At 66.6% G+C, this 14040-nt stretch carries 13 protein-coding genes and 1 pseudogene; 6 read left to right on the top strand and 8 right to left on the bottom strand.

Features of this window, described 5'->3' with window-relative positions; translation table 11 throughout:
* Nucleotide 1: 1 nt before the first annotated feature.
* Nucleotides 2–2266: pseudogene (locus ACQ3HE_RS00815) on the top strand (glycoside hydrolase domain-containing protein).
* A 730-nt stretch (nucleotides 2267–2996) separates the two neighbouring features.
* Here ACQ3HE_RS00815 and ACQ3HE_RS00810 read toward each other — a convergent pair.
* A complete protein-coding gene (locus ACQ3HE_RS00810; RefSeq protein WP_430890902.1) occupies nucleotides 2997–3299 on the bottom strand; it encodes an ATP-binding cassette domain-containing protein in 303 nt (100 codons plus the stop codon).
* A gap of 262 nt (nucleotides 3300–3561) precedes the next feature.
* Here ACQ3HE_RS00810 and ACQ3HE_RS00805 point away from each other — a divergent pair, with 262 nt between their 5' ends.
* Entirely contained in the window at nucleotides 3562–4140 is a 579-nt protein-coding gene (locus ACQ3HE_RS00805) for a TetR/AcrR family transcriptional regulator (RefSeq protein ID WP_430890900.1), read from the top strand.
* Between the two features lie 21 nt (nucleotides 4141–4161).
* Here the strand turns inward: ACQ3HE_RS00805 and ACQ3HE_RS00800 are convergent, their stop codons facing one another.
* The 5 genes from ACQ3HE_RS00800 to trpD form a co-directional block, all read right to left on the bottom strand.
* On the bottom strand, nucleotides 4162–4386 hold the full coding sequence (locus ACQ3HE_RS00800) for a hypothetical protein (protein WP_133059937.1): 225 nt from the start codon (nucleotides 4384–4386) through the stop codon (nucleotides 4162–4164).
* A gap of 84 nt (nucleotides 4387–4470) precedes the next feature.
* Entirely contained in the window at nucleotides 4471–5181 is a 711-nt protein-coding gene (gene dhaM, locus ACQ3HE_RS00795) for a dihydroxyacetone kinase phosphoryl donor subunit DhaM (protein ID WP_430890899.1), read from the bottom strand.
* Nucleotides 5178–5822, bottom strand: coding sequence for a dihydroxyacetone kinase subunit DhaL (dhaL, locus tag ACQ3HE_RS00790; protein ID WP_430890897.1), 645 nt, complete (start codon nucleotides 5820–5822; stop codon nucleotides 5178–5180). Before dhaL ends, dhaM begins: the two co-directional genes overlap by 4 nt.
* A gap of 4 nt (nucleotides 5823–5826) precedes the next feature.
* On the bottom strand, nucleotides 5827–6828 hold the full coding sequence (gene dhaK, locus ACQ3HE_RS00785; RefSeq protein WP_430890895.1) for a dihydroxyacetone kinase subunit DhaK: 1002 nt from the start codon (nucleotides 6826–6828) through the stop codon (nucleotides 5827–5829).
* A 116-nt stretch (nucleotides 6829–6944) separates the two neighbouring features.
* Complete coding sequence (gene trpD, locus ACQ3HE_RS00780) at nucleotides 6945–8006, bottom strand: anthranilate phosphoribosyltransferase (RefSeq protein ID WP_124769392.1); 1062 nt, start codon at nucleotides 8004–8006, stop codon at nucleotides 6945–6947.
* Between the two features lie 183 nt (nucleotides 8007–8189).
* Between trpD and ctaE the strand changes: the two genes are divergently transcribed.
* The 4 genes from ctaE to qcrB are packed head-to-tail and all read left to right on the top strand — an operon-like array spanning nucleotide 8190 to nucleotide 12435.
* Entirely contained in the window at nucleotides 8190–8819 is a 630-nt protein-coding gene (gene ctaE / locus ACQ3HE_RS00775; RefSeq protein ID WP_428844491.1) for an aa3-type cytochrome oxidase subunit III, read from the top strand.
* An 18-nt stretch (nucleotides 8820–8837) separates the two neighbouring features.
* Nucleotides 8838–9683 carry a cytochrome bc1 complex diheme cytochrome c subunit gene (qcrC, locus tag ACQ3HE_RS00770; RefSeq protein ID WP_064296976.1) on the top strand — a complete coding sequence of 282 codons (846 nt, stop codon included), beginning with the start codon at nucleotides 8838–8840 and terminating at the stop codon, nucleotides 9681–9683.
* A 35-nt stretch (nucleotides 9684–9718) separates the two neighbouring features.
* Nucleotides 9719–10804: a cytochrome bc1 complex Rieske iron-sulfur subunit gene (gene qcrA, locus ACQ3HE_RS00765; protein WP_085510950.1), complete on the top strand. Its 1086-nt coding sequence runs from the start codon at nucleotides 9719–9721 to the stop codon at nucleotides 10802–10804.
* The gene (gene qcrB, locus ACQ3HE_RS00760) at nucleotides 10801–12435 is read left to right on the top strand and encodes a cytochrome bc1 complex cytochrome b subunit (RefSeq protein ID WP_064296978.1); all 1635 of its coding nucleotides are present in this window, start codon (nucleotides 10801–10803) and stop codon (nucleotides 12433–12435) included. Before qcrA ends, qcrB begins: the two co-directional genes overlap by 4 nt.
* A 728-nt stretch (nucleotides 12436–13163) precedes the next feature.
* On the opposite strand, the gene ACQ3HE_RS00755 is transcribed toward qcrB, so the two are convergent.
* Together ACQ3HE_RS00755 and ACQ3HE_RS00750 are read right to left on the bottom strand one after the other, a co-directional pair.
* A complete protein-coding gene (locus tag ACQ3HE_RS00755) occupies nucleotides 13164–13616 on the bottom strand; it encodes a GNAT family N-acetyltransferase (RefSeq protein ID WP_064296979.1) in 453 nt (150 codons plus the stop codon).
* Nucleotides 13616–14038 (bottom strand): cytochrome c oxidase subunit 4, encoded by a 423-nt coding sequence (locus ACQ3HE_RS00750; RefSeq protein ID WP_064296980.1) that lies wholly within the window; start codon nucleotides 14036–14038, stop codon nucleotides 13616–13618. Before ACQ3HE_RS00750 ends, ACQ3HE_RS00755 begins: the two co-directional genes overlap by 1 nt.
* Nucleotides 14039–14040: the final 2 nt, after the last annotated feature.

The raw sequence follows: 14040 nt of genomic DNA, 5'->3' as shown, positions 1-14040 counted from the left end.
CGTGGACATCTGGGTACAGAACTCACAGAAGTGGGTCAATGACACCTACAAGAACGTGGCGGGCTTCATCCCCGCCCCAACCGATGGGAGGACCGGCTGGAAGACCATGTTCGCGTTCACCCGCGCATTGCAATCCGAACTCGGCATCGAAGAGCTCTCCGACAACTTCGGTCCGACGACCATGGCGAAACTCGCCGAGCAACTCGGCAACGTATCGTCGACAACCAAGAACGCGAACGTCCGGGCGATCGTGCAGTGTGCGCTCTGGTGCAAGGGCTACAGTGGCGGCGACACCTTCGGCACCTGGGACTCGTCCACAACGACGGCAGTCGCAACCCTCCGCACTGATCTGGGCCTGTCTGCCAGTGCATCCATCGCTCCGAAGGTTTTCAAGAGCCTGCTCACGATGAACGCCTACGTGCTCATCGAGAACGGTTCGCCCGTCATTCGCTCGATCCAGCGATCGCTCAACGCCCGATACCTCTCCCGCGCCGACTTCGCTGTCCTGCCCTGCGACGGACACTTCTCCAGAGACGTTCAGTCAGGACTCCTCTACGCGATTCAGTACGAGATCGGGATGGCCGACGGAACCGCGAACGGCAACTTCGGCCCCGGCACACAAGCCGGCCTTCGCGCACCCGCAGCCGCTGTCTCCGAAGGATCGACTGACGGATCCAAATACTTCGTGCATCTTTTCCAGGCAGCGATGACGTGCAATCAGTACGACACACCATTCACCGGCACGTTCACCGCTGACACGAGAGCTCGCGTGGCTCAGTTTCAAGCATTCGCCGCACTGCCTGTCACAGGTGTTGCCGACTTCGCCACCTGGGCGTCGCTACTCGTCAGTACCGGCGACATCGACCGCCCCGGCCGTGCAGTCGATTGCGTGACCACCATCACGACAGCACGAGCACAAACTCTCACCGCCAACGGCTACGAAATCGTCGGCCGCTACCTGACCAACTTCCCGGGACCGGACCCACTCGACAAGAAACTCAAACCCGGCGAACTCGCCACAATCTTCAACAACGGCCTTCGGGTGTTCCCGATCTTCCAGCAGGGCGGCGATGAACTCGAATACTTCACCTATGAGAAAGGGGTCTAAAACGGCGCAACAGCCGTCGACGCGGCAACCTACTACGGATTCAAACGCGGCACCGTCATTTACTATGCCGTGGACTATGACGCCATCGAGGACGAGGTCCACAGCGACGTTGTCCCGTACTTTGAGGGCATTCGCGACGGCGTTGCATCGCGCGGCAGCCTCTATCAGATTGGGATCTACGGCTCCCGCAACACCTGCTCGATCGTCTCCAACGCGAACCTCGCCACCCTGAGCTTCGTGAGCGGCATGTCTACCGGCTACAGCGGCAACCTCGGCTACCCGCTCCCGACCAACTGGGCATTCGACCAGATTCTCGAATACGACGTCGGCACAGGCGATGGCTACATCGCCGTCGACAAGGACATCGTCTCGGATCGCGACCACGGCCAAGACTCGGTCGAACTCATCAACCCTCCAGCACGCCTCGACGTGCCGCTACCCCCGACTCTGCGGCCCGAACTGATGGCTGCGGGTATAACGTGGCTCACTTCCGCAATGAACCCGTTCCAACAAGGAGCGGCAATTCGGTCCCGGCAAGCCGCCGTTGAACTCATGTACAAGCATGACGACCTCTTCACCACGCTGGCTGTCGGGTACAGGATGAGAAAGGCGCTTATCCAGACCGCAACCCTGTGGGAGAGCGCACTCGAGAACCTCGTCGACGTGCCGGCCGACGTAGCAGTCGTCATCACCTATACGTATTACCAGGATCGAGAAAACTGGGAGGCGCTACCACCATCCGAACAATCCCAGACGCCGGAGCCCAGTGCGCCACCGAAGATGGTCGACGACTGCTCAACCGGGATCAGCCAAATCTTCGCGAGAACAGCCATCGATGCCGTCGCTTGGGGACGCCCCCGCGGCTGGACGAACGAACCCCATCTCGACGCAGCCAACTGGAAACATCGCTGGTACATGTGGAACCGCCTGAAAACCGACGAAGCGTTCAACATCACGATGGCAGCCCTTGTGCTGGTGTGGGGGGCCTCAGACATAGGCATCACGACAGGTGACTTCCTGACCTACTCTGACAGTGAGGTACGGGCGATTCTCACCCGCTACAACGGGTTCGGCGACGACGCTGTCGAGTACGGGACGCGAAACTTCAACCTCTACGCGATCCTGGAGGGCGCCAATGCGACTGCACGGGAGAACTGAATACGACCGCGAATCTGGCAGATTCATCCATCATCTTCGGAAGCCGAGACGCACCGTCGCCATGTTCGGAGTACTCGTTGGACTCGCTGCTGGCTTACCGCTGATACCGGTCGCGCTAGGTTTCGGGCTGTTCTTCGACTGGCTCGGCTCCCAGTGGGGATGGTGGCACAGCTCAACAGACGACGAGTTCATCTGGGTATCAGCTCTCGTCGCGGGAGTTCTCGCGTTCGCTGTGCTCGTTGGGAGCGCAGCACTTCTTCGTGCGATCGGTAGAGCTCTGGATGTTTCGACATTGCAGCTTGCCGGGTGGGCACTCGCTGTGGCATGGATCCCTGCGGCCATTTTCTTCACTACGGCCAGCTGACGCCAGCAGTCTGGGCATCATCGAAGACGCTCCGTCGCGGTGAGCGCCATTCCTCAAGTGATGCCGATGGTGTCGCCGCGCCGTAGTAATGCTCGATCGTCGGTGTCAGCGTCGCTACCGGAGACCTCATGCTTCGCGTAGTTGTAGACGAACTGCGCTCACTCCTTACCAGACGCCATCGCGGAAGTCCTGCAGTGATGAGAATGGCTGGTGACGGGCGATGCGGTCTCGTTCGGGTTAGCTGCCCCCTCCTGCGACTCCGCTGAGCGCCGTCCGAACCCCGAGGCGGCCGTTCGAGGCGGAGAGGCCCTCCACCTCCAGCACGCCCGGCTCGCTCGACGCGACGGTCGCCCCCGGTGAGGTGATCTAGCGAGTGAGCGCAGGAGCGTGGAGCGTGCGAACGCGGACACGACCGTCCGACCTCGCGTCCAGCAGTGCACCGACCTCGCGCAGCGGCGCGGCCGACGCCGGGTACTCAGAGCCATCGATACGTGCACGACCAGCGGTGGGACGGTCGAGCCCGACGATCGAACGCATCGTCGTGGACTTGCCGGCGCCGTTCGGCCCCAGGAACCCGGTGACCTTGCCCGATTGGACACTGAAACTCACATCGCGCACCGCGTACGTGCCTCGGTAGGTCTTGGTCAGCCCCTCCACGTCGATCGTCATGGTGTCTTCCTCCTGCTCGTAGCGGTTGCCTCGTGCCATCGACGGTACGGACGCGTGTGCGTCGGCGACTGCCAACCAGGGGTTGATCATCATCGGCGGGCGCAGCGGCGACCTCACTGTCGAGCGTCCGACCGCGAGGCGAGCACCGCCTTGCGCTGGAGCTGCGCGACATGCTCGCTCGGCGAGGAAGTCAGCTCCGACCTGCACCGAATTGACAGAGTGCGTGCTCTAGAGTGAGTGCTCTAGGAATGCGGGAGCAGTCATGCCGAGAGTCGTCGACCCACAGCGGTTCACCGCGCGCCAGACCGCGATCCTCGGTGCGGCCTACCGCTGCTTCGCCACCGAGGGGTATGAGACCACCTCGACGGCGGACATCTGCCGGGCGGCGGACATCTCCTCGGGGACCCTGTTCCACTACTTCCCCACCAAGCTCGACATTCTGGTCACGCTGCTGCGGGTGAGCGCCGCCTGGACCGAGGAGCAACTGCACCTCGCCACGCGAGCCGGGCCTGGGCGCCCTGCGTTGACCACCTATCTCGGCGCACTCGACCGCCAACGGGCCGCCGACCAGACGGTCGGTTTCGCTCGCGCGGTCCAAGGGATGGCGCATCTCCACGCCGTAGCGGCCGTCCTCGAGGTCGAGCGGGACATGGTGGACCGGTTCCTCCTCGACCACATCACCGAGGCGGTTCGCACCAGCGCTGCCCGCTCCGACGCCACGCCGGAGCAGCTCGTCCGATGGGTGCGCTGGCTCGTCGACGGCAGCGCACTGCACGAGACGCCGGCATCGAGCACGACGGGTGTCAGCGTCGCCGTCCGGTCGTTGCTCCTCCTCGGATGACGGCGTAGGCCACCGGGGTCGTCAGGCCGACGGAGCAGGTCGATCGGGGTCCTGGTCCCAGAGCGGCATCCCGAACTCGTTGACCGGGACGGCGGACTGCGCCGGGTCCGGAAGCCGCTCCCCCGTCGGGCAGGTCATGAAGTGATCGTGCCCGGAGGAACGGTCGAAGGTGTGCTCGGCGAGCGGATGGCCACAGACCGTGCACTGGCGGTCTTCGGTGTCCGACGTCTTCGTCTGCTCGTTCATGCGGGTCATGCTACGCCGACCGGCAGCGTCGACCACCCCGTTGCGCACGGGGCGCCGACCTGCTTCCGCCCCGAGCTCGACCCGTCAGACCTCTCCGAAGCCGGATTCGATGAGCGACGCCAGTGCCCCGATGGCATCCTCCGCGTCTGGACCGTCCGCCTGCAGCTCCACGACCGCCCCCTTGACGAGGCCCAGTGACATGATCCCGAGCAGGCTCTTGGCGTCCTTCCCGTTCACGACCACCTTGGCCGCGAACGTGCTCGCCAGCCTCACGAACTCCGCAGCGGGTCGAGCGTGGAGCCCGTCCTTGTTCCGCAGGGTCACGGAGGCTGCGGCGTGGGGCGCTGTCGGGTCGTCGGACCCACCCGCCTGAGTCGCCTCGTCGGCGCCGTGCTGGGCAGGGCCACCACCGGCTGCGGACCGCGCGGCGGCCACGACCTCGTCGAGCGACGCGCCGGTCTGCGCGGCCACGGCTGCGGCGACCCCGCCTTCGACGAGCGGGGCGTCGACGATGCGTATCCGGCCCCGGACGTCGTCGTCGAGGAAGTCGAGTGCCGTCTCAGCGGTGAGGATCGCCGATCCCAGATCGCACAGCACCACCACCCCGGCCCCGGAGTCCACGGAGGCGATCCCGGCGGACACCAGCTCGAAGCTCGTGCCGATCCCTCCCTCATCGGTACCGCCGGCTGCGGCGAGGGCCGCGTCGGGCGCCATCTGCCGCGCCAAGGCGATGAGCCCCTCCGCGATCAGCGCGCTGTGCGAGACGAAGACGAGGCCGACGGCTCCCTTGCTCATGCAGCACCCTCCCCAGCGGCGGCAGCCGCCGCTTGCAGGAGATAGGAGGTGGACTGCGCCCCAGGGTCGCGGTGCCCGATGGCCCGTTCTCCGAGGTAGCTGGCGCGCCCCTTGCGGGCGACGAGCGGTTCGGTCGCGGCGGCGCCACCCCACGCGGCGTCCGCGGCTGCGGCCAGCACCCGTGCGGGCGAATCCCCCGCTGCCGCCGCCGCTGAGGCAGCGTCCACGGCGGGTGTCCACGCGTCGATCATGGTCTTGTCGCCGACCTCGGCCTTGCCACGGAGCACGATCCCGTCGCGTGCCGCCGTCAGCAGGGCGACGACGGCATCGGCGTCGAGGTCCTCCTTGCCGGCCACGGCGATCGACGCCTTGAGCAGCGCAGTGCCGTACAGCGGGCCGCTCGCGCCTCCGACGGTCGAGATGAGCGTCGTCGCGGCGAGCTTGAGGATGTCGGCGGGCGTCGCATCAGCAGGCTGCTCGTCGAGCTTCGGCAGGATCGCGGAGAACCCGCGGTCGAGGTTCTCGCCATGGTCGCCGTCCCCGATGTCGCGGTCGAGCGTGATCAGCTCCACCCGATGCTCTGCGACGACCGCCGCACTCCCCCGCATCCAGGCGATCGCCCAGGCTCCGTTCAATCCCATCCGTCTACCGTCCCCACCGGAGCGCCGCGGTCTGCACCGGGGCGTCCCACAATTCGATCAGTTCGTCGTCGAGTTTCAGGAGGGTGATCGACACACCCTGCATCTCGAGGCTGGTCGTGTAGTTCCCCACGAGCGACCGTGCCACCTCGATCCCGCGCTCCGCGAGCGCCTCGGCCACGCGGCGGAAGACGATGAAGAGCTCCACCTGCGGCGTCCCGCCCATCCCGTTCACGAGGACGAGGGCCCGCTCGCCCGGCGCGTACGGAAGGTCCTCGAGGATGGCGGCGAGCAGCCGGTCGACGATCCGGTCGGCGGGCTCCAGCGGGATGCGTTCACGGCCGGGCTCACCGTGGATCCCGATGCCGATCTCGATCTCGTCGTCGGCCAGGGTGAAACTCGGCTCGCCCGCGTGCGGGACGACGCACGGTGTGAGTGCCACGCCCATCGTTCGGGTGCGCTCGTTGACCTTCGTCGCGAGGTCGGCGACCTCGTCGAGTCCTCCCCCGGCCTCGGCACGTGCCCCGGCGAACTTCTCCACGAGGACGGTGCCGGCGACACCCCGTCGCCCCGCCGTGTAGAGCGAGTCCTTCACCGCGACGTCGTCGTCGACGATGACCGAGCGCACCTCGATGCCATCGGCCAGCGCGAGGTCGGCCGCGGTCTCGAAGTTGAGGACGTCACCCGTGTAGTTCTTGACGATGTGCAGGACGCCGGCACCACCGTCCACCGCCTTCGTGGCGGCGAGGATGGGGTCCGGAGTGGGCGAGGTGAACACCGGGCCGGGTACGGCGGCGTCGAGCATCCCGAATCCGACGAACCCGCCGTGGAGGGGCTCGTGCCCGCTGCCGCCGCCGCTCACGATCCCCACCTTCCCGGCGACCGGGGCATCGGCTCGGGCGATGAACACCGGGTCGAGCGACACGGTGACGAGGTCGGAGTGCGCGGCGCCGAATCCGGCCACCGCCTCGACGACGACGTCTTTGGGATCATTGATGAGCTTCTTCATTGAATCCTCCTGCAAGATCGGTTCGGGTCCGCCGACCGGGTATGCCGGCATCGGGTCTCAACCTACGCGCTGCGGCCCACCGCCGGTAGGGCCGGAAGACCCGGCCACGGCGCGGATCAGCGCGAGCCGAGCGTGCGGGTGGCGTCCACCCAGGCGTCGAGGGTCGCGGTCGCCGCACCCGAGTCGATGACGGCCGCGGCGGACACGAGTGCGGCGGCGAACCGCTCGAGGATCGGCCGCTGGGCCTGCGTCGGATCCTCCGACAGTTCGAACGCCACGATCCCGGCCGCGGCGTTCAGCAGGACGATGTCGCGGACCGGACCCTCCTCGCCGGCGAGCGTGGCGCGCACGACACCGGCATTGTGCTGGGCGTCACCGCCGATGAGATCGTCGATCGACGCACGGCGGATGCCGAGCTCCCGGGGATCCAGGTCGTGCTCGGTGACGGCTCCGCGGGTGACCTCCCAGAGGTGGCTGTGCCCTGTCGTCGTCAGTTCGTCGAGTCCGTCGTCGCCCCGGAAGACGAGGGCGGTCGCTCCGCGCGTCTGGAAGACGCCCACGAACAGCGGGATGCGGTCGGCGTGCGCGACGCCGACCGCCGAAGCCTCCGGCCGGGCCGGGTTGACGAGCGGGCCCAGGAAGTTGAAGACCGTCGGCACGCCGAGTTCCGCACGGACCGGTCCAGCGTGGCCGAAACCGGGGTGGAACGCCGCCGCGTACGCGAAGGTGATGCCCGTCGACGCCAGCACCTCCCCCACCAGGTCCGTCGGCAGGGCGAGGTCGACGCCCAGCGCCGAGAGCACGTCGCTCGATCCCGAGGCGGAACTCGCCGCACGGTTGCCGTGCTTGATGACGGGGATGCCCGTCGCCGCGGCGACGATGGAGGCGGTCGTCGAGATGTTGACCGTGCCGAAGCGGTCGCCGCCGGTGCCGACGATGTCGAGGGCCCGGGACGGGGCGACGAGCGGCTTCGCGTGGTCGAGGATCGCGTCGCGGAACCCGACGATCTCGTCGACCGTCTCCCCCTTACGGCGCAACGCGATGAGGAAGCCGGCGAGCTGGGCGTCCGTCACCTGGCCGGTCATGATCCGCTCCATGGCCCACGTCGACTCCGACACACTGAGATCGGTTCCGGCGAGCAGGTCGCCGATGAGCGTCGGCCAGGTCGTGAGAGGCATGTCGACGATCTTACAAGCGCGACTCGCCGACGCCTCGAGCGGCCTGTGGAGCCGAAGATCACATGAATCCCGCAGCAGAACCGAAGATTCCGGTCAGGAAATAAGGCTAGCCTTACTGAACCGAGCGTGCTCGCCGCCCCCGAAATGCGAAAAACCGCTCCGGCTTTCGGCCATAATGGAGGGGTGACGAGCACCTCAATCAACCTTGCGCCGAGCGCGCCCCGGATCAACCGACCGAACACGGTCGCGGTTGGAACGATCGTCTGGCTGGGCAGCGAGGTCATGTTCTTCGCCGGCCTCTTCGCGATCTACTTCACGCTGCGATCGATGGCTCCCGAGCTGTGGGCGGCCGAGGCCGGTCGCCTGAACGTCCCGTACTCGACGATCAACACGATCATCCTCGTGTCCTCGTCGTTCACGTGCCAGTTCGGCGTCTTCGCAGCGGAGCGCATGCAGCCCCGCATGACGGGCTGGAGCCCGCGCAAGTGGGGCATGGTCGAGTGGTTCTTCCTCACCTACGCCCTGGGCGCCGTGTTCGTCTCCGGCCAGATCCTCGAGTACGCGACGCTCGTCAGCGAGGGTATCTCCCTCAGCTCGAACGCGTACGGCTCGGCGTTCTACCTCACGACCGGCTTCCACGGCCTGCACGTGACCGGCGGCCTCATCGCCTTCCTCCTCGTGATCGGCCGTGCCTATGCCGTCAAACGATTCGGCCACAAGGAGGCGACGAGCGCCATCGTCGTCTCGTACTACTGGCACTTCGTCGACGTCGTGTGGATCGGCCTCTACTTCGTCATCTACATCCTGCGCTGACCCGGAATGACTGACTCCATGAAGACTGACCCCACCCAGACGACGACCACCAAGGCGTCCAAGAAGGCCGCCCGCGCCACGCGCAAGAGCGGCCGCCGCAGCCCGTTCGCCTCGGCGGCGCTGCTCGCGATCGGCCTCCTCGTGACCGGTGGCGCCTACGCAGCCGTCAGCGTCAGCACGGCCAGCGCAGAGCCCGTAGCCGCCGCCAAGTCGCAGGCCTCCGTCGACGAGGGCGAGAAGCTCTTCTCCGCGAACTGCGCCACCTGCCACGGCCTCGACATGCAGGGCACGACCGCCGGACCGAGCCTCCTCGGCGTCGGTGCCGCCGCCGTCGACTTCCAGGTCGGCACCGGCCGGATGCCGCTGCAGAACCAGGGCCCGCAGGCCCCGGAGAAGCCCGTGCAGTTCACCGAGGAGCAGATCTCCTCCCTCGCGGCCTACGTCGCCTCGGTCGCACCCGGCCCGGAGATCCCCGAGGAGCAGTACCTCGACGGTGAGGGCGACGCCTCCAACGGCGCACAGCTCTTCCGCATCAACTGCGCGATGTGCCACAACGTCGCAGCCGCCGGTGGCGCCCTGACCGAGGGCAAGTACGCTCCCTCGCTCGTCGGCGTCAGCGCCGCCCACATCTACGAGGCCATGATCACCGGCCCGCAGAACATGCCCGTCTTCAACGACATGAACCTCTCCCCCGAGGACAAGCGCGACATCATCACCGCGCTCAAGTTCATGGAGAAGAACCCGTCACCGGGCGGCAACGACCTCGGCTCGCTCGGCCCCGTCTCCGAGGGCCTGTTCCTCTGGATCTTCGGCCTCGGCTCGATCGTGGCCCTCACCGTCTGGATCACCGCGAAGTCGAACTGACCGACGCGGATCGACAACACGTAAGAAGGAGCACCATGGCTCACGACAACTCGAGCGGCTCGGGTCACCCAGCCGCCGACTCGTCTGCCGATCCGTCCGCCCACGGGCAGGAGCTGCAGGTCGCGACCGGTACCGGGGTCATCTCCCGCGACGCCGTCGTCGACCCCGGCCTGCCTCCGCACCGGAAGCGCGTCACGGACCTCGACCCCAAGAAGGACAAGCGGGCCGAGCGCGCCGTCTACACCCTCTTCTACCTGTCGATCGCCGGCAGCGTCTGGGCGGTCGCCGCCTACATGGCGTTCCCGATCGAGCCCGAGGACATCGCCTCGGTCCGCCTGAACAACCTGTTCATCGGTCTCGGCATGGCGTTGGCCCTGCTCGCGATCGGTATCGGCGCCGTGCACTGGGGCAAGGCCCTCATGCACGACGAAGAGGGCATCGACTACCGTCACAAGGTCGGCGGCAACCAGGCCAGCCGCGATCGCGCGGTGGAGATCATGCACCAGGCGAACGTCGAGTCCGGCATCGGACGACGCGCGCTCATCCGCAACAGCCTCATCGGCTCCCTCATCGTCTTCCCGCTCCCGGGCATCGCGCTGTTCCGCGGTCTCGCGCCGTACGACGAAGACCCCGTCGAGCTCATGCAGCACACGATGTGGAAGGAAGGCACGCGCCTCGCCCGTGACCCTTCCGGTACGCCAATCAAGGCGTCCGACGTGACCCTCGGCAGTGCGTTCCACGTGATCCCCGAGAACCTCCACGAGGCCGATCACGTCCTCAACGAGAAGGCGAAGGCGATCGTGCTGCTCATGCGACTGAAGCCCGAAGACCTCGTCGAGGAGGAGTCCAAGAAGGACTGGTCCTACGACGGCATCGTCGCCTACTCCAAGGTGTGCACGCACGTCGGTTGCCCGGTCGCGCTCTACGAGCAGCAGACGCACCACCTCCTCTGCCCCTGCCACCAGTCGCAGTTCGATGTCACGAACCACTGCGCGGTCATCTTCGGACCGGCCGCCCGGCCGCTTCCGCAGCTGCCGATCACCGTCGACGACGAGGGCTACCTCGTCGCGCGGAGCGACTTCCACGAACCTGTCGGCCCGAGCTTCTGGGAGCGTCATTGAGCACCTCGACCGCAACACGCGCCCCTGAGCAGGCCAAGGCCGCTCCGGCGAAGAGCTCCGGTGGATTCACCGGCGCCGCAGCGAACTACCTCGAAGAGCGGACGTCCATCTCGGTCGCCGTCAAGGAGTTCGGCCGCAAGATCTTCCCCGACCACTGGTCGTTCCTCCTCGGCGAGGTGGCGCTCTACAGCTTCGTCATCATCCTGCTGTCGGGCTCCTTCCTCACCTTCTTCTTCCAGGCATCGATGGCGGAGGTCCACTACGACGGGTCCTTCGTCCCGCTGAAGAACATCGAGATGTCCGTCGCCATGGCGTCGACGCTCGACATCTCCTTCGACATCCGCGGCGGCCTCCTGATGCGTCAGGTGCACCACTGGGCGGCCCTCCTGTTCGTGGCGTCCATCGGCCTCCACATGCTGCGCATCTTCTTCACCGGTGCGTTCCGCAAGCCGCGTGAGCTGAACTGGGTGATCGGTTTCGTCCTGTTCATCCTGGCCATGGCCGAGGGCTTCACCGGGTACTCGCTGCCCGACGACCTGCTCTCCGGTAACGGTCTGCGGATCATCGACGGCATGGTCAAGGGTCTGCCCATCATCGGCACGTGGACGACCTTCCTGCTCTTCGGCGGGGAGTTCCCGGGCACCGACATCGTCGGCCGCCTCTACACGCTCCACATCCTGCTCCTGCCGGCGCTGGTGCTGCTCTTCATCGCCCTGCACCTGGTGTTCGTCGTCGTGCACAAGCACACGCAGTTCCCGGGCGCCGGTCGCACCGAGCAGAACGTGGTCGGATTCCCCGTCCTCCCCGTCTACGCGGCGAAGGCCGGTGGCTTCTTCTTCATCGTCTTCGGTGTCGTGATGCTCATCGCCTCGCTGTTCACGATCAACCCGATCTGGAACTACGGACCGTACGACCCCTCCCCGGTCTCGGCGGGTACGCAGCCTGACTGGTACATCGGGTTCGCCGACGGCGCGCTCCGACTGGTTCCGCCGCACCTCGAGTTCGTCCTCTGGGATCACACGTTCTCGTTCAACATCATCCTTCCCGTCCTCGTCCTGGGTCTGTTCATCGTCACGGTGTTCATCTACCCGTTCGTCGAGGCGTGGATCACGGGTGACAAGCGCGAGCACCACATCCTCGACCGTCCGCGCAACGCGCCGACCCGCACCGCCATCGGTGCTGCCGGTGTCACCTTCTACGCCGCCCTCTGGGCTGCTGCGAGTTCGGACATCATCGCCACCCACTTCAAGGTGACGATGGAGGGCGTGATCCACACGCTGCAGGCGATCCTCATCCTCGGACCGTTCATCGCCTACTTCATCGCCAAGCGCACCTGCCTGGCGCTGCAGAAGAAGGACCGCGAGATCCTCCTCCACGGCTACGAGACCGGGCGCATCGTCCGCCTCCCCGGTGGCGAGTTCATCGAGGTCCACGAGCCCGTCGACGAGTACGAGCGCTGGCGCCTCGCGAGCTACGACGACCACAAGCCGTTGATGATCCGTCCGAACGCCAAGGGCAAGATCACCGGTGTCCAGAAGGCTCGCGCCGCGATGTCCCGCTGGTTCTTCGAGGATCGGATCGCTCCGGTCACGAACACGGAGATCGAACGTTCCCACGGCGACCACCACTAGGCGGATCCTCTTGGAAGGCCCCGCAGTCCTCACGGACTGCGGGGCTTTCGACGTTGAGGGCACATGGCTCGCCGATCTGCGCCGCGGCAAGACGCGTGCGACAGCGGGGACGTCCGTACAGTCCCGCTCCCCCGTTCTCCTGGCGCCGAAGGCCGCTGCGGATGAGGTGAGCCCTTCTTCGACACCCTCAGGGATCCACGTTCGCTCACCGCGGTTCACCGGCATTCCTGCGACAGCAGACAATGCGAGCCGATCGGCCGGCCCCGGGCTCAGACGTTTCCCGACCCAGGGTGTTCGGGCCGCACCGAGGAGACACCGGCCCGCTGCTGCCCTCCGACGGGCTCAGGGACCGGAATGCCTGCGCCAGGTCTCCTCGTACGCGCCCTGAGTCCTTTGCAGGGGCGTGTGCCCCGGACAGGCTCGGGGCCAGGTTCCCCCTCTGCGCCAGGTCTCTGTGATACGCACCCTGAATCCTCTGCGGGCGGCGTCTGCCCCTCGACAGCCTCAGGGATCGGCGGGCGCTCCCCCGGTCTATCAGGCATGAGGAGGCGTCACCAGTACGGCTGCCCACCGGGAGCAGCCTCGCCGGACGGATGGGTGACGATCACGACCTTCGGGGCGGGTGCGCGCACCAATGCCGGCTGCTCGTTCTCCACGTCCAGGCGAGCACCAGAACACGAAAGAGCCCCCGAGCTTGGCTCGGGGGCTCTTCGATGACTCTTCGGGGATCAGCCCAGCGGGAGGATCTTCTTGTAGAACTCCGCCGTCACGTTGTAGCCGAGACGACGGTAGAAGTCGCCGGCTCGAGAGGTTGACATCGTCAGCTGGCGCGCACCGCGTTCGACGGCATAGTGCTCGTTCGCCTCGACCAGGGCCGAACCGATGCCGGCGCCGCGGGCCGTCTCGTCGACGACGAGCTCCTGCAGGTGGGCGGTGAGGCCGGCAGCGTGCAGTAGCCGGGACACCGTCATCAGGGTGTAACCGACGACGCGGTTCGCTTCGTCGACCGCGACGTACAGCACGTTGGTCTCGTCTTCACGAGGGCGCATGACGTTGTTGTATGCGGCCATGAAGTCGTCCGCGGCAGGCGGGATGGACCCCGTGATCAGCTGGCCGGCCAGCGCGAAGACGGCTGAACGGTCGTCGGGCTGACCACGACGGATGCTGAACGAGGCGACCATCAGCGTGCGAAGTATCCGCGGTAGTACTCGTAGTTCCAACCGACGACCGCGATGACGACCAGCGGGATGCCGATGATCGCGATCCAGAACCCGACCGCCAGACCGAGCACGAGCAGACCGCACGCACCGGCGAGGATGATGGGCCACCAGCTCCACGGGCTGAAGTGCCCGATCTCCGGGTCACCGTCGTCGATGTTCGCCGTCAGCGTGTCCTCGGGGAGCTCGGCGCCCTGGCTCTTGTGCACCCGGCTGAGGTAGAAGCCGAGGAAGGCGCTCAGGATCGCGGCGAGAGCCAGGGTGACCGTGCCGACCCACTCGACCCGACCGTGCAGCGGATCGACGAGCGACCACACCGTGTAGACCGCGCAGAGGAGGGCGCAGAACACCGTCAGGATCGTGAAGAGGATGATATTGGCGCGCATGG

Origin of the sequence: Plantibacter auratus (assembly GCF_050587365.1) — a bacterium.
Taxonomy (GTDB): Bacteria; Actinomycetota; Actinomycetes; order Actinomycetales; family Microbacteriaceae; genus Plantibacter; species Plantibacter auratus.
This window is presented reverse-complemented; position numbering and strand designations above follow the sequence as displayed.

Coding starts and splice junctions, on each gene's coding strand:
- ACQ3HE_RS00810 (WP_430890902.1), bottom strand. CDS start 3,299: ATGACGATCGACGTGGAGGGGCTGACCAAGACCTACCGAGGCACGTAC.
- ACQ3HE_RS00805 (WP_430890900.1), top strand. CDS start 3,562: ATGCCGAGAGTCGTCGACCCACAGCGGTTCACCGCGCGCCAGACCGCG.
- ACQ3HE_RS00800 (WP_133059937.1), bottom strand. CDS start 4,386: ATGAACGAGCAGACGAAGACGTCGGACACCGAAGACCGCCAGTGCACG.
- dhaM (WP_430890899.1), bottom strand. CDS start 5,181: ATGAGCAAGGGAGCCGTCGGCCTCGTCTTCGTCTCGCACAGCGCGCTG.
- dhaL (WP_430890897.1), bottom strand. CDS start 5,822: ATGGGATTGAACGGAGCCTGGGCGATCGCCTGGATGCGGGGGAGTGCG.
- dhaK (WP_430890895.1), bottom strand. CDS start 6,828: ATGAAGAAGCTCATCAATGATCCCAAAGACGTCGTCGTCGAGGCGGTG.
- trpD (WP_124769392.1), bottom strand. CDS start 8,006: ATGCCTCTCACGACCTGGCCGACGCTCATCGGCGACCTGCTCGCCGGA.
- qcrC (WP_064296976.1), top strand. CDS start 8,838: ATGAAGACTGACCCCACCCAGACGACGACCACCAAGGCGTCCAAGAAG.
- qcrA (WP_085510950.1), top strand. CDS start 9,719: ATGGCTCACGACAACTCGAGCGGCTCGGGTCACCCAGCCGCCGACTCG.
- ACQ3HE_RS00755 (WP_064296979.1), bottom strand. CDS start 13,616: ATGGTCGCCTCGTTCAGCATCCGTCGTGGTCAGCCCGACGACCGTTCA.
- ACQ3HE_RS00750 (WP_064296980.1), bottom strand. CDS start 14,038: ATGCGCGCCAATATCATCCTCTTCACGATCCTGACGGTGTTCTGCGCC.